The organism is Curtobacterium flaccumfaciens (assembly GCF_051548005.1).
Classification (GTDB): Bacteria; Actinomycetota; Actinomycetes; order Actinomycetales; family Microbacteriaceae; genus Curtobacterium.
In genome coordinates, this window is sequence record NZ_JBPUGH010000007.1 from 1 (window position 1) to 23,635 (window position 23,635).

Here is a 23,635-nt window from a genome sequence, read left to right on the forward strand (position 1 = left end):
GTCCTGCGCCGCCGCCACGGGCACCATCGCGCGCACCTCGTCGGCCGCGGCGTCGACGGTGAGCCGCGCCGTGCCTCCCGGCCGGTGTGCCGCGAGGCGGGCCGTCGGCCGCGTCGCGATCCAGGTGCGGCGGACGCCCTCGCTGGAGACGACCTCGAGGCCGTACTTCGTGCGGACCTCGGTGACGCGGCGCCAGGCGTAGCTGCTGGTGCGGCGGACGTCGACGATGCGGAGCGCGTCGGGCGTGAGTTCGATGCGGGGGCGCCACAGCACGGCCCACGCGAGGAACGCGATGAACACGCTCGGGATCGGGGCGAGCCAGGGCGACCCGTCGCCGACGAGGGCGAGGGGGACGAGCGCGACGGAGGCCGCCCAGAGCACGACGGCGAGCAGGCGCATCCCGGGCGCGACGATGACGGTCACGCACACAGCGTAGGAGAGTGTTCCGAGAGTGCCGACCCCTGGTGACCATCTGTGGCGTCCGGAGATCGTGTGTTCCGAGAGTGCCTCCCCGGAGACGTCCGGGGAGCGGGTGTGACACACCGGCGCGTATCTCCGGACGACCCGATTCTCCGGGGAGGCGAGTCCTACGTGGACCTCTCGTTCCACCAATGGTCCCCGCACCCCCGTTCGGGTGTCAATACCCCAGGCTGGGAGATTCCGGAGATCGACACGCCGTCACAGGACGAGTTGCTCGATCTGTTCGCGGATGACCTCGGCCTTCGGGAAGCGCAGGCCGACGAGGCCGATGTGCCGCCAGCGCACGATGCCGTCCGGTCCGATGACGAACACCGACCGTCGGAGGCCGATGCCCGGGGCGCGGACGCCGTAGGACCGGACGACCGCACCGGACGGGTCGCTCAACAGCGGGAAGGTCAGCGAGGAGCCGCGGGCGAAGGCCTCGTGGGAGTCGAGTGCCTGCGGGCTGATGCCCCACACGACGGCGCCGAGGTCGTCGAAGTCGTCGAGTTCCTCCTGGTAGCTGCACAGCTGCGCACTGCACACCGGGGTGGCGTCACCCGGGTAGAAGGCGAGCACCACGGTGCGGCCGATCTGCGACGAGAGGTCGTAGACGCCGTCGGTGCGCTTCCCGTCGCGCACGACGGTGCCGGCCAGGCTGAACGCCGGTGCGGGTTCGCCGACCTCGGGGATGCTCATGTGCTCACGGTACGGCCGGCGTCGACGCGGCTGTCCGCGGAGCGCTGTGGATCTGCTGTGCGTCTCCAGGAGTGGGGTGCACGGTGTCCGTGAGGTCGCTGACGCCCGGACTGGGGGCAGTGCACGGAACGCATCGTCCGGTCGGTCGCCCGGGGCGTCGGTGTGGCGCCGTCACCGGAAGAGCTGCGGGAACGCGGCCGCCACCCACGGGTAGCCGACGAACACGACGGCGTCGAGCAGGCAGTGCGTGATGACGAGGGGGAGGAGCCTGCCCCACTTCGTGTAGATCCAGCCGAACACGATCCCCATCACCGCGTTGCCGACGAACGCGCCGAACCCTTGGTAGAGGTGGTAGCTGCCGCGCAGGACGGCCGTGCTGAGGATGACCTGCCACCGCCCCCACCCGAGCCCGCCGAGGCGCTCGTAGAGGTAGCCGATGACGATCACCTCCTCCTGCAGCCCCGACCGGACCGCCGAGAGCAGCAGGACCGGGATCGTCCACCAGTAGGAGTCGAGCGCTGCGGGGTCGACGTTCACGGTGAAGCCGAGCGCCCTGCCGGTGAAGTAGAGGGCGAGCCCGGGGATGCCGATGCACAGTGCGATGAGGGCCGCGCCACCGAGGTCCGGCCGCACCCGGAACCGGTCGATGCCGAGGCGCGACAGGTGCGGACGGCTGGTGCTCCAGAGGAGGTAGCAGACGAGCGCGACCGGAGCGAGGTCGACCGCGATGCCGACGAGCTGCCGTGCGAGGTCGACGTACTGCACGGTGGTCGTCGACTGGTTGAGCGCGGTGGACTGCTGCCCGAGCGGGGTCGTCTGCGACAGGTCGTCGATGATCTGCAGGATCGAGTACAGCGCGCTGCCGCCGAGCGACAGCATGAGGACGATCGTGATCTCGGTCCACGTTCGCCGTCGGCTCATGGTCTGTACTCCTGCTGGTTGCGAACTACCGGTAGACTGGCGTGTCGGGCGTTCTGCCCACCTCCGGGCAGTGCCACCACGGCGCACGCGCCGCCGTCGGCCGCCCGATCTTCTTCCGAACACCAAAGGATGTCCTGTATGGCGCTCGCCACCCGGTCCGACCTGCGCAACGTCGCCATCGTGGCACACGTCGACCACGGCAAGACCACCCTCGTCGACGCGATGCTCACGCAGACCAACTCGTTCGACGCCCACTTCGAGGGCGAAGACCGGATGATGGACTCGAACGACCTCGAGCGCGAGAAGGGCATCACCATCCTCGCGAAGAACACCTCGGTGCTCTACAACGGGGAGCACGCCGAGGAGTTCAACCCGGGCGGTCGCATCACGATCAACGTGATCGACACCCCCGGCCACGCCGACTTCGGCGGTGAGGTCGAGCGCGGCCTCTCGATGGTCGACGGCGTCGTGCTGCTCGTCGACGCGTCCGAGGGCCCGCTGCCCCAGACCCGCTTCGTGCTCCGCAAGGCCCTCGCGGCCAAGCTCCCGGTGATCCTCCTCGTCAACAAGACGGACCGCCCGGACTCCCGCATCGACGAGGTCGTCTCCGAGTCGCAGGACCTCCTGCTCGGCCTGGCCTCCGACCTCTCGGACGAGGTCGACGACCTCGACCTCGACGCCATCCTCGACGTCCCCGTGGTGTACGCCTCGGGTCGTGCCGGTGCGGCGTCGCGCAACAAGCCGGAGGACGGCAGCCTGCCGGACAACGACGACCTCGAGCCGCTGTTCGAGGCGATCCTCCAGCACGTGCCGGCCCCGACCTACGACGACGAGCACCCGCTGCAGGCGCACGTCACGAACCTCGACGCGTCGCCGTTCCTCGGCCGCCTCGCGCTGCTCCGCATCTTCCACGGCACCATGAAGAAGGGCCAGACCGTGGCCTGGGTGAAGCACGACGGCAGCGTCGTCAACGCCCGCATCACGGAGCTCCTCATCACCAAGGCGCTCGACCGCTACCCGGCCGAGTCCGCGGGCCCCGGTGACATCGTCGCCGTCGCCGGCTTCGAGGACATCACGATCGGTGAGACCCTGACCGACCCCGAGGACGTCCGACCGCTGCCGACCATCACGGTCGACGACCCGGCGATCTCGATGACGATCGGCACGAACACCAGCCCGCTCGTCGGCAAGGTCAAGGGCCACAAGCTCACCGCCCGCATGGTCAAGGACCGCCTCGACCGCGAGCTCGTCGGCAACGTCTCGCTCAAGGTCCAGGACATCGGCCGCCCCGACGCGTGGGAGGTCCAGGGTCGTGGTGAGCTCGCGCTCGCCATCCTCGTCGAGCAGATGCGTCGCGAGGGTTACGAGCTCACGGTCGGCAAGCCGCAGGTCGTCACGAAGCGCGACGAGAACGGCAAGCTCCTCGAGCCGTACGAGCACATGACGATCGACACGCCGGAGGAGCACCTCGGCGCCATCACCCAGCTCATGGCCGCCCGCAAGGGTCGCATGGAGAACATGGTGAACCACGGCACCGGGTGGATCCGCATGGAGTTCATCGTCCCGTCGCGTGGCCTCATCGGCTTCCGCACGTCGTTCCTCACCGAGACCCGCGGCACCGGCATCGCCAACGCGATCTCGCACGGCTACGGCGAGTGGGCCGGCCCGATCCAGACCCGCATCAACGGCTCGATCGTGTCCGACCGCTCCGGTGTCGTCACGCCGTTCGCCATCACGAACCTCCAGGAGCGGATGACGTTCTTCGTCAACCCGACGGAAGAGGTCTACGAGGGCATGGTCATCGGCGAGAACTCGCGCGCCGACGACATGGACGTGAACATCACGAAGGAGAAGAAGCTGACGAACATGCGTTCGTCGACGGCCGACACCTTCGAGTCGATGACCCCGTCGCGGCAGCTGTCGCTCGAGGAGTGCCTCGAGTTCGCCCGCGAGGACGAGTGCGTCGAGGTCACCCCCGACGCCGTCCGCATCCGCAAGGTCGAGCTGGACGCGCAGGCGCGCCAGCGCGCGTACGCCCGCCTCAAGCGCCAGGACGCGTGAGCACGTCGCGTCGGCGCGTCGCGTCGGCACGTCGCCTCGGCGGGGGAAGCCCCAGCCTGGAGGCGCGACCTCCGTCCGTCGGCCCGGTCACCTCGTCGAGGTGGCCGGGCCGCGGTCGTGTCACGGCGCGGTTGTACGGTGGTCTGCGTGACGTTCGATCTGCTTGCCATCTACCAGGACCTCCACGCACACCCGGAGCTCGGCTTCCAGGAGCACCGGACCGCGGGGGTGATCGCCGAGCGGCTCGCGGAGCTGTCCGGTGTCGAGGTCACGACGGGCGTCGGCAGGACCGGCGTCGTCGCCGTCCTCCGCAACGGCGAGGGCCCGACGATCTGGCTGCGCGCCGACATGGACGGGCTGCCCGTGCAGGAGCGCACCGGTCTGCCCTACGCGAGCGAGCACACCGGGCAGGACGAGTCCGGCGCCACGGTCGCGACCATGCACGCCTGCGGGCACGACATCCACGTGACCTGGCTCCTCGGCACGCTCGAGCGGCTCGTGGCGACCACCGACGAGTGGCACGGCACGGTCGTCGGCGTCTTCCAACCGGCGGAAGAGGTGATCTCCGGCGCCCGCGCGATGATCGACGACGGGCTCGTCGAACGCTTCCCGAAGCCGGACGTCGTCCTCGGCCAGCACTCCGCTCCAGCCCCGGTCGGCACCGTCGCCGTCGGCTCCGGTCCGGTGATGGCGTCGAGCGACCGGCTGACCGTGACGTTCAACGGCCGTGGTGCCCACGGTTCGGCGCCGCAGGCCTCCCTCGACCCGGTCGTGACCGCGGCCTCGGCCGTCGTCCGGCTGCAGACCGTCGTCTCGCGCGAGGTCGCCCCGAGCGATGCGGGCGTCGTCACGGTCGGCTCGTTCCACGCGGGGACGCGAGCCAACATCATCCCCGACCAGGCGGTCATCGAGATCTCCACGCGCGCCCGCAACGAGGAGACCCGCGGCCGGATCATCGCGTCGATCGAGCGGATCGTCCGCGCCGAGAGCGAGGCGGGTGGGCTGCCCGAGCCGACCATCGAGCGCGCGCCGGGTGCCGACGTGCTCGTGAACGACCCGGAGCAGGCCGCGACGGTCCTCGCCGCCGTGCGTGCAGCCGTGCCGAACGCCGTCGACCTCGAGTCCGGTCTGGCGATGGCGTCGGAGGACGTCGGCCAGCTCGCGACCGCCGCGGGTGTCCCGATCGTCTACTGGTTCACCGGCATCACCGACCCCGAGCTGTTCCGCACCGGGCAGGAGATCCCGAGCAACCACTCGCCCTTCTACGCACCGCAGGCCGAGACATCGATCCCGGTCGGCGTGGACGCGGCCGTGGCCGCGGCGCGCGCGTACCTGGTCTGACCGCTGCCGGACGGGAGGTTCACAGCGAACGTCCGCCGGGCCTCCCGTCCGACCATCTAGGGTGCTGCGCATGCGCACCCCGACCCGCACCCTCATCGCCGCCGTCGCCGCCGGCATCGCCCTCGCCGGGCTGAGCGGCTGCTCCTCCGACTCGGTCCGACAGGCCACCGATCTCGGCTCGTCGATCGCCTCGGACGTGTCGAACGCGGTCCAGGGGATCGACGGCAAGGCGATCCAGGACGGCATGGCGTCGGTCGCGGGCGGCATCGACGGTGCGCTCGACACGGCGCTCAAGGGCGCGAAGGTGACCTCGGACGGGCAGCTGCCCGACGGCTTCCCGACGAAGGACGTGCCGCTCGTCGACGGGACCGTCCTCGGCGGCGGGTCGGGCCCGGACGGCTCCGGCTGGGTCGCCCAGGTCCGGGTCGGGTCGGTCGACGAGTTCCAGGCCGCGGCCGACGCCCTGACGCATGCCGGCTACACGGAGTCGGTGAAGCGGGCGGACGGGTCGAGCGCGTTCGGGCTGTTCCGGAGCGACGGGTACCGCGTCGTCCTGACCCTCGCGAAGACCGCCGCCGGGGTCACGGCGACCTACATCGTGACCTCGCGCTAGGCCGGTCCCGTACGCTGGGCACCGATGTCCCAGGCCCCCGTCACCCGCCCAGAGCGCGTCCTGTTCGTGCACGCCCACCCAGACGACGAGACCCTCGTGTCGGGCGGGACGATCGCCACCCTGCTGGAGCTCGGCGCCGAGGTCACCGTCCTCACCGCGACCCGGGGCGAGCGGGGCGAGATGCTCACCGCCGAGCTCGCACCACTCGAGGGTGACGGCCCGCGCGTCGCCGCTCACCGCGAGACCGAGATCGCCGCGGCGCTGGCCGCACTCGGCGGGCCGGCGCACCTCTGGCTCGGGGGAGCGGGAGCGCGCCCGACCGACCTGCCCGAGCGCCGGTACGCCGACTCGGGGATGCAGTGGGGCCCGGACGGACGCGCGACGGCCGCCGCCGACGCCCCGGCGGACTCGCTCACGATGGCCGACCTCGGCGAGGTCGTGGACGACGTCCGGGCCGCGATCCGGTCGACGATGGCCGACGCCGTCGTGAGCTACGCGGACGACGGTGGCTACGGGCACCCAGACCACGTGCGGGTGCACCACGCGGCCCGGTACGCCGCACGTGCCGAGGAGGTCCCGTTCTCGATGATCGTCGCAGCCGACTCCGGGCAGGCCGACCTGACCGTCGACGTCGTCCCGGTGCGGGCCCGGGTCCGTGCGGCGCTCGAGCAGTACCGCTCGCAGCTGACGGTGGACCCGGTCGACCCGTCCGACCCGATCGCGCTCTCGTGGGTGATGCCCCACGGTGAACGGCAGCACGCACCCGCCGTCGAGGCCTTCCGCCACGACGCCGACCCGGTCCCGCCGGCGCCGCAGACCTTCGCGGAGTTCTCCCCGCAGGGCAAGGCCACCGCGGTCGTGGTGTCGTTCGTGCTCGGACTCGTCGCGGGCGGACTCGGCTCCGTGACCCACCAGCAGACGATCGGCACGTTCCCGATCGGCATCTTCCTGCCGACGCTCGTCGTGGTCGGACTGCTCGCCGGCATCCGGCTGCTGTACCGCTCGCGGGTGCTCGTCGTCGCCATCTGGCTCGGCATCGCGCTCGCGACGACGTTCCTGCTCCAGCTCGTGCTCGCGAACGCCGCGGGCTACACGTGGATGATCGCTCCCACGGCCGTCGCGTTCGTCGTGCTCGTCTGGCCGGACTTCGGCAACAGGCGTCGTCCGGTCGGAACCGGTGCCGGATCGGCGGGGGCGACCGCCGGGCTGTCCGGATCCGCCCAGCGCCGCGAGTAGGATCGAACCGTGACGTACGTGATCGCTCAGCCCTGTGTGGACGTCAAGGACCGCGCCTGCATCGACGAGTGCCCGGTCGACTGCATCTACGAGGGCGACCGCTCGCTGTACATCCACCCGGACGAGTGCGTCGACTGCGGTGCCTGCGAGCCGGTCTGCCCGGTCGAGGCCATCTACTACGAGGACGACCTCCCCGAGGAGTGGGCCGACTACTACAAGGCCAACGTCGAGTTCTTCGAAGAGGTCGGCTCGCCCGGCGGCGCCGCCAAGGTCGGTGTGATCCACAAGGACCACCCGGTCGTCCTGGCCGAGCCCCCGCGCGGCTGACCCGGACCCGCACGTGGCGCTCGACCTTCCCGACTTCCCCTGGGACCAGCTCGTCCCGTTCAAGCAGCGCGCAGCGGCCGTCGAGGGCGGAATCGTCGACCTCAGCGTCGGCTCGCCCGTCGACCCGACACCGGAGCTCGTCCGCCGTGCCCTCGCCGAGGCCACCGATGCGCACGCCTACCCGCAGGTCGCCGGCACCCCCGCCCTGCGCGAAGCGATCGCCGCCTGGTACGGCCGTCGGCAGGGTGTGACGCTCACGGCCGAGCAGGTCCTGCCGACGATCGGCTCGAAGGAGTTCATCGCCGGGCTCGCGCTCTGGCTCGGCATCGGGCAGGGCGACACCGTCGTGTTCCCCGAGGCCGCCTACCCGACGTACGAGCTCGGGGCCGCCCTCGTCGGCGCGACCGCGCTCGCCTCCGACGACCCCGCTGCCTGGCCGGACACGACGAAGCTCGTCTGGTTGAACTCCCCGGGCAACCCCGACGGCCGTGTCCTGTCGATCGAGCAGCTCCGTGTCGCGGTCGAACGTGCCCGCGAGCTCGGCGCCGTCATCGTGGGTGACGAGTGCTACGCCGAACTCGGCTGGGAGGCGCCGTACGACTCGGCGCCCACCCCGACCATCCTCGACCCGCGCGTCGTGGGCGACTCGGTCTCGGGCGTGCTCAGCGTGTACTCGCTCTCGAAGCAGTCGAACCTCGCCGGCTACCGTGCCGCGTTCGTGGCCGGCGACGCCGAGCTGCTCGCCGAGGTCCTCGCGGTCCGCAAGCACACCGGCATGATGCCGCCGCTGCCGGTGCAGCAGGCCATGATCGTCGCGCTCGAGGACGAGACCCACGTGCAGCAGCAGAAGTCCCGGTACAGGGCGCGGCGGAACATGCTCCGACGGGCACTCGACGGCGCGGGGTTCCGGGTCGACCACAGCGAGGCCGGCCTGTACCTCTGGGCCACCCGCGGTGAGCCGGCACTCGACACCGTCGCGTGGCTCGCAGACCGCGGGATCCTCGTCGCCCCCGGGACGTTCTACGGTCCCGCCGGGGCGCAGCACGTCCGCGTGGCGCTCACGGCCACCGACGAACGCATCGCCGCGGCTGCGCAGCGGCTCGCGAGCGCGCGCCGCACGAGCCGGGTGTCCGTGGACTGAACGGTGTCCGACGGGCGCGTGTCGTGCCTCCCGGCCGGTCGGCACCACGTGGTGCGCTGTCAGCGCAATCCGTGGTTCCCACCAATCCCGGAGCGCGGGAGTGTGCACGACCGACAGTGAGCGCGATTAGGCTGTCACCGTGACTGACACTGCCAACGACGCTCAGAAGACGGCCACACCGCCCACCACGCCCGTCCCCGTGAGCCCGGCTGCGGAGCAGCAGACCGAGACCGCGACGCTGACGTACCCGGGTGGCTCGGCGGAGTTCCCGATCCTGCCGAGCGTCGACGGCGCGTCCGCAGTGGACATCTCGACCTTCAAGAAGCAGACGGGGATGAACACCCTCGACTACGGCTTCGTGAACACCGGCTCGACGAAGAGCGCGATCACGTACATCGACGGCGACCAGGGGATCCTGCGCTACCGGGGCTACCCGATCGACCAGGTCGCGTCGAACTGCACGTTCCTCGAGGTCGCATGGCTGCTCATCTACGGCGAGCTGCCGACGGCTGCCGAGCTCGAGTCCTTCGACGCGCGCATCCGCCGCCACACGCTGCTGCACGAGGACCTCCGTCGCCTCTTCGACGCCCTCCCGCACTCGGCGCACCCGATGTCGGTCCTCTCGAGCGCCGTGAGTGCCCTGTCGACCTACTACGAGGACGACATGAGCGTCGACGATCCGGAGAAGGTCGAGCTGCAGACCGTGCGGCTGCTCGCGAAGCTCCCGGTCATCGCCGCGTACGCGCACAAGAAGTCGATCGGACAGGCGTTCCTGTACCCGGACAACTCGCTGTCGTTCGTCGACAACTTCCTCCGGCTGAACTTCGGCACCATGGCCGAGACCTACCAGCCGAACCCGGTGCTCTCCAAGGCACTCGAACGGCTGCTCATCCTGCACGAGGACCACGAGCAGAACGCCTCCACCGCGACCGTCCGGCTCGTCGGCTCCACGAAGGCGAACATGTTCGCGTCGATCTCGGCCGGCATCAACGCGCTCTACGGTCCGCTCCACGGCGGCGCGAACGAGGCCGTGCTCGAGATGCTGCAGCAGATCAAGGACTCCGGCGAGCCGGTGTCGCGCTTCGTCGAGCGGGTGAAGAACAAGGAGCGCGGCGTGAAGCTCATGGGCTTCGGGCACCGCGTCTACAAGAACTACGACCCGCGCGCCAAGCTCGTGAAGGAGTCCGCGCACGAGGTGCTCGAGGCGCTCGGCGTGCAGGACGACCTGCTCGACATCGCGATGGAGCTCGAGGGGATCGCGCTCGAGGACGAGTACTTCGTCAGCCGCAAGCTCTACCCGAACGTCGACTTCTACACGGGCATCATCTACAAGGCGATGGGCTTCCCGCCGCGGATGTTCACCGTGCTGTTCGCGATCGGGCGGCTGCCGGGGTGGATCGCGCAGTGGCGTGAGCTCAACAACGACCCGCTGAACAAGATCGGGCGTCCGCAGCAGCTGTACGTGGGGTACCCCGAGCGCGACCTGCCGGCGCGCTGACGGGCGGGGCGGCGCTGCCGGCGCTGCCGGCGCTGCCGGAACCAGGTTCCGGACACAGCACCACGACGCTCCGCGGTGCTGTGTCCGGCACCTGGTTCCTCACACGCGGAACGACAGCGCCCACTTCGTCGCGAGGTCGAGCGTGGTGTCCGAGTCCGGCGTGCCCGGACGGTTGAGGAACGCGTGCCGAGTACCCGGCAGGACGTGTCGTTCGACGTCGACAGCGGCGGTCCGTAGTTCCAGCGCGAACCGGTCGCCAGACGACCGCATGGTGTCGTACTCGGCGTCCACCATCAGGACGGGCGGGAACACTGACAGGTCCTGCCCGCCGGGGAACGCGGTCTCCGTCGGGGCCCCGCGTCCGACGAGGTTCTGGTTCGCCCGGTCGAGCATGGCTGGGTGGTGGGTCAGTCGACGGTGCCCCCGGACGGATCCGGTGATGGCGGCGTCGCGCGGGGTGCGGGCGTGGAAGAAGCCGTAGGCCAGGAAGAGGCCGTCGGGTCGGGACTCCGCGGGCAGCGTCCGGGTGACGGCCGCGGCGAGGCACGCTCCGGCGCTCGCGCCGCCGAGCAGGAGCGGTCCTCGGTCACGGTCGCGGACGGCCTCGAGCACGGCGCGCACGTCGTCGGCCGCAGCCGGGTGTCGTCGTCGGCCGCGGGGACCGCGGCGTCCGAGGAACGGCAGGCCGGGTACGGGTGCGAGACGGTAGTCGACCGCCAACACGTCGATCCCGCGGTCCGCCAGGGTCGTCGCCACCGCGTGCGACTCCGGGAGGTCGAGGTCGCCGCGGAAGAACCCGCCGCCGTGCAGCCAGACGAGCGTGACGGCGGAACCCGACCCGTAGCGCCGGACCGGGACCGGACCGTGCGGGCCCGCGATGGTCGCTTCCGGAGGCACCGTCCTACGCGTGCAGGGCGGTGTTGAGCTGGATGCCCTGGCCCTGGCGCTGCAGGGCCTCGACCGCGCCGGTGACCGAGTTGCGCCGGAAGAGGATGTTCGGCGTGCCCGAGAGCTCCGCGGCCTTGACGGTCTTCGGGGTGCCGTCCGGGTTCGGCGCCGCTCCGACGAGGACGACCTTGGTGCCGGCGGTCACGTAGAGTCCGGCCTCGACCACGGAGTCGTCGCCGAGGGAGATCCCGAGCCCGGCGTTGGCGCCGAGCAGCGCCCGCGCGCCGAGCGACACCCGGTGCGTTCCCCCGCCCGAGAGCGTGCCCATGATGGAGGCTCCGCCGCCGATGTCCGTGCCGTCGCCGACGACGACGCCCTGGGACACGCGCCCCTCGATCATCGCGTCGCCGAGGGTGCCGGCGTTGAAGTTCACGAAGCCCTCGTGCATGACGGTGGTGCCGGGCGCGAGGTGTGCGCCGAGACGGACACGGTTCGCGTCGCCGATGCGCACCCGGTCCGGGACGACGTAGTCGACCAGCCGAGGGAACTTGTCGATCGCGTGCACCGCGATGCCCGCCCGCTGGAGGGCTGGGCGCAGGCGTGTGAGGTCAGCGGGGGCGACGGGACCGGCGTTCGTCCACGCGACGATCGGCAGGTGCGCGAAGACGCCGTCGAGGTTCACCTCGTTCGGGCGGACGTGCAGGTGGCTGAGGAGGTGCAGTCGCAGGTACGCGTCCGGCGTGCTCGTCGGTGCGGCGTCGATCGTGACCTCGGTGGTGACCGCCTCGATCCGGACGGCCCGTCGCGGGTCGTCGCCGACGTGCGCCAGCAGTTCCTCGGGGAAGGCGGCGTCGGACGGCCGCGCTCCGAGGTGCGTCTCCGGGTACCACGTGTCGAGCGTCGTGCCGTCGGCGGCGATCGTCGCGAGGCCGTGGCCCCAGGCGGTGGTCGGGCGGGCGGAGGCGGTCGTGTCGGTCACGTGGACAAGGGTAGCGAGGTGCGCGCGGCGACCACCGTCCGGCCGGACGGCCTGTGGAGGACGCCCCACGGGCCTCCCGGCCGGCTTGCGCAGGACGCGCGTTCCGCGCATCCGGACCGGCCTGGAGGCACGCCTCCTGTGGACGGACGGCACCCGGTCCACAGGTGGTCGGCTCGACGGCGGCCGGCAAGGGTCGGCCGGTAGGCTTCCCGCATGCCGGAGCAGCTCGACCTCACCGCCTCGTCCATCGACATCACCCGCGCCGTCTGCGACATCGAGTCGGTGTCGGGCAACGAAGGCGCCCTCGCCGACGCGATCGAGGCAGCGCTCGCCCCGCTGCCGCACCTCGACGTCGTCCGCGACGGTGACGCGGTCGTGGCGCGCACCGAGCTCGGTCGTGACCGCCGGGTCGTCATCGCCGGCCACATCGACACCGTGCCGCTGAACCACAACCTGCCCACCGAGTTCCGCACCGCGGAGGACGGCACCGAGATCCTCTGGGGTCGCGGCACGGTCGACATGAAGGCCGGCGTCGCGGTGCAGCTCAAGCTCGCGTACGACCTCACCGAGCCGACCAACGACGTGACCTGGGTCTTCTACGACCACGAAGAGGTGAGCGACTCGCTGAACGGCCTCGGCCGGCTCGCGCGCACCCGACCGGAACTCCTCGCCGGCGACTTCGCGATCCTCGGGGAGCCGTCCGGCGCGCAGATCGAAGGCGGCTGCAACGGCAACCTGCGAGCCGAGATCCGCACGTTCGGCAAGCGGTCGCACAGCGCCCGGAGCTGGATCGGCGACAACGCGATCCACAAGGCCGCTCCGATCCTCGCGACGCTCGCGGCGTACGAGCCGCGAACGGTGACGGTCGACGGGCTCGAGTACCGCGAGGGGCTCAACGCCGTGGGCATCTCCGGTGGCATCGCCGGCAACGTCATCCCGGACGAGGCCATGGTCCACGTGAACTACCGCTTCGCACCGTCCCGCAGCGCGGACGAGGCCGTCGCCCACATCCGCGAGCTCTTCGACGGCTACGACGTGCAGATCGTCGACCTCGCCGCCGGTGCCCGGCCCGGGCTCGACGCGCCGCTCGCGCAGGAGTTCGTCGCCGCGGTCGGTGGTCCGGCTCCGCGACCGAAGTACGGCTGGACCGACGTCGCGCGGTTCTCCGCGCTGGGCGTCCCCGCGGTCAACTACGGCCCGGGCGAGCCCGTCTTCGCGCACCACGACGACGAGCAGGTGCCGCTCGCGCAGATCACCTCGGTCGAGGACGGCCTCCGTCGGTGGCTGACCGCCTGACGACCGGCGGGACCCTCCGCGCACGGTCCAGCCCGGCCGTCCGGTGGCGCGCCCGCTACCGAGCGGTGCCGTGGTGGGCACGGATCACGGTCGTCTACGTCCTCGCCCGGATCGTGACCGGCGCGATGATGCAGGGCTTCGCGGCCGTGCAGTCGGCGAACTCCTTCACGTCGGAGCATCCGTCGTACCTGTCGTTCGCCGCGATCTGGGACGGCGCCTGGTACCGGGTGATCGCGACCGGTGGCTACCCGTCCACCCTGCCCGTGGACGCTGCGGGGCACGTCACCGAGAACGCCTGGGCCTTCATGCCCGCGTACCCGTTCCTCGTGCGCGGACTCATGGTGCTGACCGGTGCGTCCTTCGAGGCGGTGGCGGTCACGGTGTCCCTCCTGGCGGGCCTCGGGGCGGCGCTCGTGTTCCGTCGGCTCGTCGGTCGGTTCCTCGATGCGCCGCGGGCGACGTTCGCCACGGTGCTGCTCTGCGTCGCGCCGACCTCGGTGATGTTCCAGGTCGCCTACGCCGAGTCGATGGGGCTCTTCCTGCTCTTCGTCGCACTGCTGCTCGCGGTGGACCGTCGCTGGTGGACCATGCTGCCGGTGGTGCTCCTGCTCGGCATGACCCGGCCGACCGGGCTGGCGTTCGCGTTCTTCCTCGTGCTGTTCCTGGCCGTGTGGTGGTTCCGCCCGGCTTGGGTCCGCGAGGCCGCCCGTCTCACGCTCCGCTCCGGCCTGCCACCGCTCGTGCTCGCCATCGTGTCCGGGCTCGTGGGGTTGGCCTGGCCCGCGATCGCCTGGGCCGTCACCGGAGTGCCGAAGGCGTACACCGACACCGAGCTCGCCTGGCGGTCGTCCTACGTCGGCTGGGGAGAGCTCCTGCCGTTCTCGCCGTGGGTCGAGGGGTTCTCGTGGTGGTTGCGGTACCCCGGCGGCTGGCCGGCAGCGCTCGCGATCCCGCTCGGGCTCGCGGCCATCGCGTTCCTCGTCTGGATGCCGGCGGCACGTCGGGTCGGGCTCGAGCTGCGTCTGTGGGTCGTGGCGTACGTCGTCTACCTGCTCGCGGTGTTCTTCCCGCAGTCGAGCACGTGGCGCATCCTCATGCCGATCGCGCCCCTGCTCGCGGTCGTGGCGCTGCCGCGGTCACGGGTGTACCGAGTCGTGCTGGTCGTCGTCGCACTCGTGCTGCAGTGGGTGTGGTTGTACGCGAACTGGTGGGTGGACGGCTACGACTGGACGCCGCCGTGATCGAGGGTTGCCGCTCGTCCGTCTCCGGTACCGGTACGGGTCGCTAGTCCGCGTCCGGCGCCACTTCGTGCCGCTCGATACGCTCGATGTCGGAGAGCGGCACGCCGTCCTCGGGGCGCCATGCCGCGGCGGCGTTGACCATCGCGTTCACCGTGGCGATGAACGGCACGGCGAAGAACGCCCCGACGACACCGGCGATCGTCGTACCGGCCGTGACCCCGAGCACGACGCCGAGCGGGTGCACCTTGACCGCGCTGCCGGTGAGGAACGGGTGCAGGACGTGGCTCTCGAGCTGCTGCACGAGGACGATGATGCCGAGCATGATGAGCGCGGGCACCCAGCCGTTGAAGACGAGCGCGATCACGACCGCCACGATGCCCGCGACGATGGCGCCGACCACCGGCACGAACGCGCCGAAGAACACGATGACGCCGATCGGGATCGCCAGCGGGATCTGCAGGATGAGCGCTCCGATCACCACGCCGAGAGCGTCGGTGATCGCCACGACCAGCTGGACGCGGATGAAGCTCGTGAGCGTCTTCCACCCCGCGTGGCCGGCGACGTCGAGGCGGGCGCGCGCTCGGCGCGGGAAGATGCGCACGACCCACTGCCAGATGCGCGGCCCGTCGATCAGGACGAACAGGGTCGTGAAGATGATGATGAACAGGCCCTCGAACACGTGGATCGCGCCGGACCCCGCCGCGAGGAACCCCGAGAAGATCGACGATGCGTGCGACTGCAGGTAGTCCGAACCGTCCGAGATCCACTTGTTGACCTGGGTCGCCGTGATGCCGAACGGCTCCGAGGCGAGCAGCGACTGCAGTGACGAGATGCTCGCGTGCAGGCGCTTCTCGAGCGAGGGCAGGTCGTAGCGGATCTGCGCCGTGACGATGAGGCCGAGTCCGCCGATCGCCACGACGACGGACACCAGGCTCGAGAGGATCGCGAGCCACTTCGGCCAGTGGTGCCGGCGGAGGAACGACGACATCGGCACGAGCAGGGCGCAGAGCAGCAGTGCGATGAGGAACGGCACGATGATGTCCTGCAGGAGGATCACCAGCAGGATCAGCACGGCCAGCGCCGCGCCGACGACGAGCAGGCGCCACGAGAACGCCGCCGCGATCCGCATGCCCGCGGGCACCGCGTCGTCGATGGGTGCGGGATCGCTTCCGCGGAGCATGGAGCGGATGTTCGGCATCCGCATAGGTTAGGGAGCAGAACCGCGAGAACGTCGCGTTTCGCGACCCCCAACCTGGGCGGTTTCGCAGTTGCCCCTCCGATACGGGATAATGGGCAGGCATGTACTGCACGAAAGGGGACATCTGATGGCAGCCATGAAGCCGAGGACCGGTGACGGGCCGATGGAGGCTGTTAAGGAGGGTCGACTCATCATCGTGCGGGTTCCGCTCGAGGGTGGAGGCCGCCTGGTCGTCTCGGTCAACGATGCCGAGGCCAAGGAACTCCACGACGCACTCGCCGAGGTCGTCTCGGCCTAGTCCGTCGAAGCACTGAACGACGAAGCCCGGAGCGCGTACGCTCCGGGCTTCGTCGCGTCCCGTCGGTGGCACGGAGCAGGATGTTCCCGTGCGCAGGTCCCACATGCCGATCACCCGGGTCGAGGAGTTCAACGACCCGAGCCCGATGCCCCGCGACGTCTGGCCCGCGACGCTCCCGCCCGTCCGGCAGCTGCTCGACGAGGGGCTCGACCTCGACCCCGTGACCGTGTTCGTCGGTGACAACGGCGTCGGCAAGTCCACGATCGTCGAGGCGATCGCGCTGCAGTTCGGCATGGGGCCGGAAGGCGGTGGAACGGGATCGCAGCACTCGACCCGCCCGTCGGAGTCGACGCTGTGCGAGCACATCCGCCTGCGTCGCGACTTCGGTGCGCCCAGGGGTGGCTTCTTCCTGCGTGCCGAGACCATGCACGGCTTCTTCACCTACCTCGAGGAACACCCGAACCTCAGCCGCCCTGAGCCGCGGTTCCACGAGCGCAGCCACGGCGAGTCCTTCCTCGACTTCGTGATCGACCGCGCGCGGTGGCCGGGCCTCTGGATCCTCGACGAGCCCGAGTCGGCGCTGTCGTTCTCCGGGTGTCTCGCCCTCATCGGGCTGCTGCAGTCCATCGTCGACAGCGGGATCGGGCAGGTGATCCTCTCGACGCACTCACCCGTGCTCGCGGCGTTCCCGGGTGCGACGATCCACGAGGTGGGGGAGTGGGGCCTCCGTCGGACGGCGTGGGAGGACCTCGATCTGGTGCGGCACCAGCGGTCGTTCCTCGAGTCGCCGGAGCGCTACCTGCGCCATCTGCGCGACGACGACGACTGACCGAGGCCAGACGACGAACGAGCGAGACGCCCGACGAACGGCGCTACGCCGTGAGCTTGGTGAGCTGCAGCAGGCCGTCCCCGGCGGGCGAGAGCGCACTCCGCACCGCACCCGACGTCGACACCTCGGTCAGCAGCAGCCGGAAGTCGGTCGTCGCGCGGTCCCGCTTCACCGGGTCCGCGACCCGCCCACGCCACAGCGCGTGCGGCACGAGCACGGTCCCGCCGAGCCGCGCGAGCCGCAGCCCGTGCTCGACGTACTCGATCACGTGCTCCGGGTCGGCGTCGACGAGCACCACGTCGTACGAGGCCTCGTTCATCCGCGGGAGCACCTGGTTCGCCCGCCCGGGGATGAGGCGGATGCGGGCCGGAGCGGTACCCGCGGCGATGAACGCGTCACGTGCGGCCTGCTGGTGGTCCACCTCGACGTCGATCGTGGTGAGCGTCGCCTCGGGTGCTCCGGCGAGCAGGTACAGCCCGGAGACGCCGAGTCCGGTGCCGATCTCGATCATGCTCGTTGCCCGCGAGGCCGCGGCGATGACGCTGATCTGCGCGCCGATGGCAGGGGAGATCGCCTCGACCCCGAGCTCCAACGAGTGTTCACGCGCGCGGGCGATCGTCTCGGGCTCGGCGACGATGTCCTCGGCGAACTTCCAGTTCGACTCTTTCTCTGACACGCACACTCCGTTCGGTTGACAACTCTACGGGTGATGCGTGGGGTGGACGGGTTACGCTCGTACCGTGTTCGACGGCTTCGAGAAGTTCCTGGTCATCGGGATCATCGGTGTCCTGATCGTCGGGCCGCAGCGCTTGCCCGCGTACGCCGCGAAGCTCGCCGAGTTCGTGAAGGCCGTCCGCCGGTTCGCCGACACCGCGAAGGAGCGGATGCGCGACGAGATGGGCCCGGAGTTCGACGACATCGAGTGGCAGAAGCTCGACCCGCGGCAGTACGACCCTCGGCGGATCATCCGTGACGCCCTCCTCGACAGCGGGGGCAGCGTGGCCGCCGTCGAGACGGCCCAGGTCACCGCATCGAAGGTGCGCGCGACCGCGCCCGTGGTGCCGCTCGCCGCCGGCGAGGCGGCCCCCTTCGACAGCGAAGCCACCTGATCGCGCGGGCCGACGGCCCGTCAGGTGAGCGGCAGACGAACTGGAGGCGCGGTGCCGGCTGGCACCGCGCCTCCCGGCCGTCACGTGGTGGCGTCTACCGCAGGTCGGCGAGGAACCGGTCGGTCCACGCGAGCGCCGGCGCGCTCGGGACCGAGCTGCACGTGGCCATCGCCGTCGTCGAGGAGCACGGGGTGTCCCGGTCGAGCGACCACACGTGGACGCCGGCCAGGCCGTTCGCCTTCGCGTAGGACGTCAGCGTGTCCACGTCGGCGAGGGTGAAGACCTCGTCCGAGGCGTCGTTCACGCCGAGCATCGGGGTGACCTCGATCTTCGACGGCGCGATGCCGTAGGTGTGCTCGAGGTTGGTGACGGCCTGGATCGCGGACTGCCCCATCTCGCACGTCGACCCGGAGAGCACGCAGTTCGCGGAGGTGGCCCGCCCGAAGTCCATCGTCATGAGGTTGACCGTGTAGTGCGTCAGGGTCGACGCCTTGATGGCCTTCACGACGGCGTCACCGGTGCTGTTCAGCCCGCCGTACGTTCCGTCGGACGCCGCGAGGGTCGCGAGCGTGAACGAGAAGCGCATGCCGGGGTACTTCGACTGCGCGAGTGCCGCGGCGTTCACGAGGTTCTGCACGTCGGAGACGGACTGTCCGCTCTCGATGTCGAAGTCGACGCCGATCATGTGCGGGCTCGCGTAGCGGGCGATGAACGACTGCAGCGCCGTCCCGGAGCATCTGAACGAGCCGGCCGCGCCGCCGGTGCTCACGATGTAGTCCACCCCCGCGCCATCGAGCTTCGGGATGTTGGCGCTCGCGAACGCATCCGCGGCGACACCGCCCCAGTTCTCGCTGCCACAGGTGCCGGTGGCGAACGCGAGGGTGATCGCCTTCAGGCCCGGCTCGCGGGTCGAGACGAGACTGTTCGAGGATCCGACGACGGGGATGCGCGTCCCGGTGACCGCCGTGTTCATGACGTTCGTGTTCCAGTCGAGGTTGACCGTGACGTCCTTGTACGGACTGAACACGAGGCCGCTCGCGGTGCCGCCGCTGCCGCCGGTCCCGGTGCCCGTACCTCCGCCGGTGCCGGTCCCGCCGCCCCCGGTGCCGCCACCCGTGCTCGTGCCGCTGCACGCGCCCGTCGAGGTCCACGGCTGCCCGCTGCCCGTCGCGCCCGAGTGCGTCGCGGGCTCGTCGCCCTGCGTCCACCAGTTCGCGCTGTAGTTCGTGCCGTTCTCACTCACCGTGGCACCGCCGGTGTAGGCGGTGCCGGCGCTCCACGCGGTCGCGCACGGCGGCGTGGCCGCCGTGGCGGGAGCTGCGGCCACGGCTCCGCCCGTCAGCGCGGCCGCGACCGCCGCGACGATCCCGATCCTGGTCCTGGTCATGCTGATCACACGGTCCTCCTGTCCTCGGCCCGGCGACGTCGCCGGGCGGGCTGGAGCTCCTGCGGACCCGATTCCGCAGGAGCATTGTGGAATACCCCTGCACAATGCACCCGAGTGGAACGACCTGTCCATGAAAGGACGTACAGGCGGGTCGGTCAGTCCTTCGTCGCCACGATCGTGAACGTGGTCGGCACACGGTCGCGATCGGCACCGGGCCACGCGAAGTCGCCGTCGGGGAGCTCGTCCATCCGGGCACTGAACCGCCACGGCAGGGTCCGGCCCTCGTCCAGGAAGCGCAACCGCAGGCCGGCGCCGAGGAGCGCGTTCACGATCTCCGACAGCGGGTGCGGCCACTCGTAGGTCCGGGTGTTCGCGACCGTCCCCTCGCCGACGTAGGTGCCGGCGTCGTCCCACTGTTGCGCGGTGCCGTCGGCGAAGTACCGGTGCCGTGCGACGAGCTCGCCGGCGTCCTCGTCCAGGGCGTACATCGCCGGGTGGCCGTCGCGGATGAAGAACACCCCGCCCGGTCGGAGGAGCGCGGCGATCTGCGCGGCCCAACGATCGAGGTCGTCGAGCCAGCAGATCGTCCCGATGCTCGTGTAGACGACGTCGAAGGCCCCGGTGACGGCGGCCCGGGCGTCGAGGACGTCCGTCTCCACCCAGGTGACGTCGAGCCCGAGGCGATCGGCGAGCCCTCGGGCGGAGTCCAGTGCCGCGGGGGAGAAGTCCACGCCGGTGACCCGGGCGCCATCGCGCGCCAGTGACACCGTGTCCGTACCGATGTGGCACTGCAGGTGGCAGAGGTCGAGCCCGTCGAGGGAGCCCCTGGGCAGCCAACGGGCGAGGACGGGGAGGTCGGCGCGGACGACGCCCGAGCGGTGCTCGGGGTCGCTCAGTGCGTCGATGTCGTAGGCGCCCTCGTGGATCGGGACGCGGTCGTCCCAGTTCGCGCGGTTCGTGTCGCGGGCCTGGTCCCAGTCGACGTTGACGTGGTCAGTGCTCATGCCGTTGACCCTACCGAGCGAGCGGAACGGCCCGACTCCACCGAGCGAACGGGTGGGCCTGGCCGTCCTGGCGGAGCGGCGAGCGTGGCGGCGGGTCAGCCGACCGACAGTCCGAGCTTCCGACCTGCGAGTCCCCTGCCCATCGTCGACACCCGGTCCGCGATCGCGCCGAGGGCCACTGCCGCCGGGTCCTCCGGCGCTCCGAGCACCACCGGAACGCCCGTGTCCCCGCCCTCCCGGAGCGGCACGGAGAGCGGCACGCTGCCGAGCACCGGGACCGGGACGTCCTGCCCGCGGGAGAGCCGAGCAGCGGTCTCGGCACCACCGCCCTCGCCGAAGAGGTGCAGGACCGAGCCGTCGGGCTGGACCAGCCCCGCCATGTTCTCCACGACGCCGATCACCCGCTGCCCGGTCTGCCGTGCGACGATCCCGCTGCGCTCGGCCACGTCCGCGGCGGCGGTCTGCGGCGTCGTGACGACGAGGACCTCGGCGTGGGGGAGCAGCTGGCCGACCGAGATCGCGACGTCCCCGGTCCCCGGCGGGAGGTCGAGGAGCAGCACGTCGAGGTCGCCGAAGAACACGTCGGTGAGGAACTGCGACACCGTCCGGTGCAGCATCGGCCCGCGCCAGGACACCGCGGTCGAGACGTCGTCGACGAACATGCCGATCGAGACCACCTTCACGTCGTGGGCGACCGGCGGCAGGATCATGTTGTCGACCCGGGTCGGTCGTGGTGCCACCCCCGCGGCATCGGTGAGGCCCATGAGCCCCGGGATGCTGAAGCCGTGCACGTCGACGTCGACGATGCCCACCCGCTGTCCACGGGCAGCGAGCGCGACGGCGAGGTTCGCCGTGACGGTGGACTTGCCGACGCCGCCCTTCCCGCTCGTCACCGCGATCACCCGCGTCAACGAGTCCGGCGTGAACTGCACGCCGCGCGGGCGACCGGCACGGAGTCGCTCGGTGAGGGCCGCGCGGGTCGCCGGGGACATGACGGAGACGTCCACGTCGACCGCGGTCACGCCGTCCACGGAACCGGCGGCCGCACGGACGTCGCGCTCGATCGTGTCGGCGGCCGGGCACCCCGTGATCGTGAGCTGCAGGTCGACGCGCACCGCGCCTCCAGGCTGGACGTCGACACCCCGGATCATGTCGAGCTCCGTGACGGGCCGACGGATCTCGGGGTCCACGACGCGACCGAGCGCCGCGAGGACCGCGCCGCCCAGCTGTTCGTCCGAGTTGCCGGGGTCAGCCACGGGTCGCGGTGCCGGGCTCGTCGGCGAAGCCGGCGGAGTCCGCGTCTCGCCGGTCGAGCTCCTCGAGCAGCGACCGGATCTCGGCGCGGATGAAGTCCTTCGACGCCATGTCCCGCATCGCGAGGCGCAGCGCGACGACCTCGCGGGCGAGGTACTCGGTGTCGGCGAGGTTGCGCTCCGCGCGCTGCCGGTCCTGCTCGAACTGCACGCGGTCGCGGTCGTCCTGCCGGTTCTGCGCGAGGAGGATCAGCGGTGCGGCGTACGACGCCTGGAGCGAGAGCACGAGGGTGAGGGCGGTGAAGCCGATCGCCGCCGAGTCGAACTGCCACGGCTTCGGCGCGACGGTGTTGTAGATCATCCAGACCGCACAGAAGAGCGTCAGGCCGACGAGGAACCAGGGCGTCCCCATCGCCCGCGCGATGCCCTCGGTCGCACGACCGAAGGTGTCCCCACGGCCGCGGCGGCGGGTCGGCAGGACCCGGGTGCGCATGCCCTTGGGGGAGTCCAGGCGCTCCTGGCGGGTGTCATCCGTTCGGGCCACTGGTGGTCCTCCTTCCCGTGGTCACGGGCGTCTTGCGGGAGCGTTGGCGAGGAAGGGGTGAGGGTTCTCCCTCACCCTGACTTCGCCAGTCGTCGGGCAGGACGTGGTCGAGGACGTCGTCGATCGTCACCACCCCGACGAGACGGTGGGCGTCGTCGACCACGGGGACGGACAGCAGGTTGTAGGTCGCCATGATCCGCGTGACCTCGGCGGCGCTGGCGTCGACCCGGACCGGCTCGGTCTGCTGGTCGATGAGGGTGCCGAGCCGCTCGTTCGGCGGGTACCGCAGCATGCGCTGGAAGTGCACGAGCCCCAGGAAGCGCCCGGTCGGCGGCTCGTACGGCGGGAGCACGACGCAGACGCTCGCGCCGAGGGCCGGCGCGAGTTCGTGGCGTCGGACGAGCGCGAGCCCCTCGGCCACGGTCGCGTCGGCCGAGACGATCACCGGCTCGGTCGTCATGAGACCACCGGCGGTGTCGGGCTCGTACTCGAGGAGCATGCGGACGTCCTGCGCCTCCTCCGGCTCCATGAGCTGGAGGAGGGCTTCGGAGCGGTCGTCCGGGAACTGCGCGAGCACGTCGGCGGCGTCGTCCGGCTGCATCTGGTCGAGCACGTCGGCGGCGCGCGCGTCCTCGAGCCGGCTCAGGATCTCGATGCGCTCCTGGTCGGGCATCTCCTCGAGGACGTCGGCGAGCCGGTCGTCCGGGAGTTCCTCGGCGACCTCGAACCGGCGCTCCTCGGGGAGGTCGAGCAGCGTGGAGGCGAGGTCGGCCGGCAGCAGGTCGGAGTACGCGGCGATGACGTGCTCGGCGGACTGTGCCTCGCCGGGGAGTTCGTCCTCGGTGACCTCGTTCCAGGTCGCGAACGTGGTCGGACCCTTGCCGAACGGGGACGGCGTCGTCTTCGGCTTGCGGAGGAAGAGCTGCGACACCTCCCAGTCGCCCTGCCCGCGGTCCTCGATCGCGACGTCCTCGATCGTGGCGCGGATCCGCTGGTTCTTGATGAGCACCTTGCGGCCGAGCATCTCCGCGATCACGCGGACCTCGCCGCCGCGCTGCTCGAAGCGGCGCATGTTCACGAGGCCGGTGGTGATGACCTGGCCGGCCCCGATCGACGTGATGCGACCGACGGACACGAAGATGCGGCGCTTGCCGGGGACCTCGACGATCAGCCCGACGACGCGCGGGGAGTCGACGCGTCTGTAGACGACCAGGACGTCCCGGACGCGGCCCACGCGGTCGCCCGCGGGGTCGAAGACGGAGCACCCGGCGAGGCGGGCGACGAAGACCTTCGTGGCGCTCACCCGACCAGCG

Annotated in this window: 23 protein-coding genes and 1 pseudogene; 12 read left to right on the forward strand and 12 right to left on the reverse strand. The window is 71.0% G+C overall.

Going from position 1 to position 23,635, the window contains the following annotated elements; all coding sequences use genetic code 11:
* From ACSW7Y_RS02015 to ACSW7Y_RS02025, 3 genes and pseudogenes are all read right to left on the reverse strand, one after another.
* Positions 1-423: pseudogene (locus tag ACSW7Y_RS02015) on the reverse strand (hypothetical protein); the annotation flags it as partial.
* A 255-nt stretch (positions 424-678) separates the two neighbouring features.
* A complete protein-coding gene (locus tag ACSW7Y_RS02020) occupies positions 679-1,158 on the reverse strand; it encodes a peroxiredoxin (RefSeq protein ID WP_438124686.1) in 480 nt (159 codons plus the stop codon).
* Between the two features lie 171 nt (positions 1,159-1,329).
* Positions 1,330-2,079, reverse strand: a complete 750-nt coding sequence (locus ACSW7Y_RS02025) for a CPBP family intramembrane glutamic endopeptidase (protein ID WP_438124687.1) — start codon at positions 2,077-2,079, stop codon at positions 1,330-1,332.
* A 138-nt stretch (positions 2,080-2,217) separates the two neighbouring features.
* Between ACSW7Y_RS02025 and typA the strand changes: the two genes are divergently transcribed.
* From typA to ACSW7Y_RS02060, 7 genes are all read left to right on the forward strand, one after another.
* Positions 2,218-4,140: a translational GTPase TypA gene (gene typA, locus ACSW7Y_RS02030; protein WP_438124688.1), complete on the forward strand. Its 1,923-nt coding sequence runs from the start codon at positions 2,218-2,220 to the stop codon at positions 4,138-4,140.
* A 147-nt stretch (positions 4,141-4,287) separates the two neighbouring features.
* Positions 4,288-5,481, forward strand: a complete 1,194-nt coding sequence (locus ACSW7Y_RS02035) for an amidohydrolase (protein ID WP_438124689.1) — start codon at positions 4,288-4,290, stop codon at positions 5,479-5,481.
* A 70-nt stretch (positions 5,482-5,551) separates the two neighbouring features.
* The gene (locus tag ACSW7Y_RS02040; protein WP_438124690.1) at positions 5,552-6,094 is read left to right on the forward strand and encodes a hypothetical protein; all 543 of its coding nucleotides are present in this window, start codon (positions 5,552-5,554) and stop codon (positions 6,092-6,094) included.
* Between the two features lie 24 nt (positions 6,095-6,118).
* Entirely contained in the window at positions 6,119-7,330 is a 1,212-nt protein-coding gene (locus ACSW7Y_RS02045) for a PIG-L family deacetylase (protein WP_438124691.1), read from the forward strand.
* A 9-nt stretch (positions 7,331-7,339) separates the two neighbouring features.
* Positions 7,340-7,657: a ferredoxin gene (gene fdxA, locus ACSW7Y_RS02050; RefSeq protein WP_071292706.1), complete on the forward strand. Its 318-nt coding sequence runs from the start codon at positions 7,340-7,342 to the stop codon at positions 7,655-7,657.
* Positions 7,658-7,670: 13 nt separating this feature from the next.
* Positions 7,671-8,798 (forward strand): succinyldiaminopimelate transaminase, encoded by a 1,128-nt coding sequence (gene dapC / locus ACSW7Y_RS02055; protein WP_438124692.1) that lies wholly within the window; start codon positions 7,671-7,673, stop codon positions 8,796-8,798.
* Positions 8,799-8,997: 199 nt separating this feature from the next.
* A complete protein-coding gene (locus ACSW7Y_RS02060; protein WP_438124718.1) occupies positions 8,998-10,296 on the forward strand; it encodes a citrate synthase in 1,299 nt (432 codons plus the stop codon).
* 99 nt (positions 10,297-10,395) lie between these two features.
* Here the strand turns inward: ACSW7Y_RS02060 and ACSW7Y_RS02065 are convergent, their stop codons facing one another.
* Both ACSW7Y_RS02065 and dapD read right to left on the reverse strand, forming a co-directional pair.
* Positions 10,396-11,193: an alpha/beta hydrolase gene (locus ACSW7Y_RS02065; RefSeq protein WP_438124693.1), complete on the reverse strand. Its 798-nt coding sequence runs from the start codon at positions 11,191-11,193 to the stop codon at positions 10,396-10,398.
* 4 nt (positions 11,194-11,197) lie between these two features.
* Positions 11,198-12,163, reverse strand: coding sequence for a 2,3,4,5-tetrahydropyridine-2,6-dicarboxylate N-succinyltransferase (gene dapD, locus ACSW7Y_RS02070; RefSeq protein ID WP_438124694.1), 966 nt, complete (start codon positions 12,161-12,163; stop codon positions 11,198-11,200).
* Positions 12,164-12,376: 213 nt separating this feature from the next.
* Between dapD and dapE the strand changes: the two genes are divergently transcribed.
* Both dapE and ACSW7Y_RS02080 read left to right on the forward strand, forming a co-directional pair.
* Positions 12,377-13,459 (forward strand): succinyl-diaminopimelate desuccinylase, encoded by a 1,083-nt coding sequence (dapE, locus tag ACSW7Y_RS02075; RefSeq protein ID WP_438124695.1) that lies wholly within the window; start codon positions 12,377-12,379, stop codon positions 13,457-13,459.
* Entirely contained in the window at positions 13,444-14,700 is a 1,257-nt protein-coding gene (locus tag ACSW7Y_RS02080) for a hypothetical protein (protein ID WP_438124696.1), read from the forward strand. The genes dapE and ACSW7Y_RS02080 overlap by 16 nt, the downstream gene beginning before the upstream one ends.
* 43 nt (positions 14,701-14,743) lie before the next feature.
* Here the strand turns inward: ACSW7Y_RS02080 and ACSW7Y_RS02085 are convergent, their stop codons facing one another.
* Positions 14,744-15,898 carry an AI-2E family transporter gene (locus ACSW7Y_RS02085; RefSeq protein ID WP_438124697.1) on the reverse strand — a complete coding sequence of 385 codons (1,155 nt, stop codon included), beginning with the start codon at positions 15,896-15,898 and terminating at the stop codon, positions 14,744-14,746.
* A gap of 127 nt (positions 15,899-16,025) precedes the next feature.
* On the opposite strand from ACSW7Y_RS02085, the gene ACSW7Y_RS02090 reads away from it, so the two are divergent.
* Together ACSW7Y_RS02090 and ACSW7Y_RS02095 are read left to right on the forward strand one after the other, a co-directional pair.
* A complete protein-coding gene (locus ACSW7Y_RS02090; RefSeq protein ID WP_017887054.1) occupies positions 16,026-16,196 on the forward strand; it encodes a DUF3117 domain-containing protein in 171 nt (56 codons plus the stop codon).
* Between the two features lie 88 nt (positions 16,197-16,284).
* Positions 16,285-17,025, forward strand: coding sequence for an AAA family ATPase (locus ACSW7Y_RS02095; protein WP_438124698.1), 741 nt, complete (start codon positions 16,285-16,287; stop codon positions 17,023-17,025).
* A gap of 43 nt (positions 17,026-17,068) precedes the next feature.
* Here ACSW7Y_RS02095 and ACSW7Y_RS02100 read toward each other — a convergent pair whose 3' ends face one another.
* Positions 17,069-17,701, reverse strand: coding sequence for an O-methyltransferase (locus ACSW7Y_RS02100; RefSeq protein WP_058726222.1), 633 nt, complete (start codon positions 17,699-17,701; stop codon positions 17,069-17,071).
* Positions 17,702-17,765: 64 nt separating this feature from the next.
* On the opposite strand from ACSW7Y_RS02100, the gene ACSW7Y_RS02105 reads away from it, so the two are divergent.
* The gene (locus ACSW7Y_RS02105; protein WP_438124699.1) at positions 17,766-18,134 is read left to right on the forward strand and encodes a Sec-independent protein translocase TatB; all 369 of its coding nucleotides are present in this window, start codon (positions 17,766-17,768) and stop codon (positions 18,132-18,134) included.
* A 94-nt stretch (positions 18,135-18,228) separates the two neighbouring features.
* On the opposite strand, the gene ACSW7Y_RS02110 is transcribed toward ACSW7Y_RS02105, so the two are convergent.
* The 5 genes from ACSW7Y_RS02110 to ACSW7Y_RS02130 form a co-directional block, all read right to left on the reverse strand.
* Positions 18,229-19,521 (reverse strand): carbohydrate-binding protein, encoded by a 1,293-nt coding sequence (locus ACSW7Y_RS02110; protein WP_438124700.1) that lies wholly within the window; start codon positions 19,519-19,521, stop codon positions 18,229-18,231.
* A 155-nt stretch (positions 19,522-19,676) separates the two neighbouring features.
* Positions 19,677-20,525, reverse strand: coding sequence for a class I SAM-dependent methyltransferase (locus ACSW7Y_RS02115; protein ID WP_438124701.1), 849 nt, complete (start codon positions 20,523-20,525; stop codon positions 19,677-19,679).
* Between the two features lie 95 nt (positions 20,526-20,620).
* Positions 20,621-21,781, reverse strand: coding sequence for an Mrp/NBP35 family ATP-binding protein (locus ACSW7Y_RS02120; protein WP_438124702.1), 1,161 nt, complete (start codon positions 21,779-21,781; stop codon positions 20,621-20,623).
* Complete coding sequence (locus ACSW7Y_RS02125; RefSeq protein ID WP_438124719.1) at positions 21,774-22,271, reverse strand: DUF1003 domain-containing protein; 498 nt, start codon at positions 22,269-22,271, stop codon at positions 21,774-21,776. Before ACSW7Y_RS02125 ends, ACSW7Y_RS02120 begins: the two co-directional genes overlap by 8 nt.
* A 34-nt stretch (positions 22,272-22,305) precedes the next feature.
* Positions 22,306-23,625 carry a magnesium transporter MgtE N-terminal domain-containing protein gene (locus ACSW7Y_RS02130; RefSeq protein ID WP_290132495.1) on the reverse strand — a complete coding sequence of 440 codons (1,320 nt, stop codon included), beginning with the start codon at positions 23,623-23,625 and terminating at the stop codon, positions 22,306-22,308.
* Positions 23,626-23,635 lie beyond the last annotated feature (10 nt).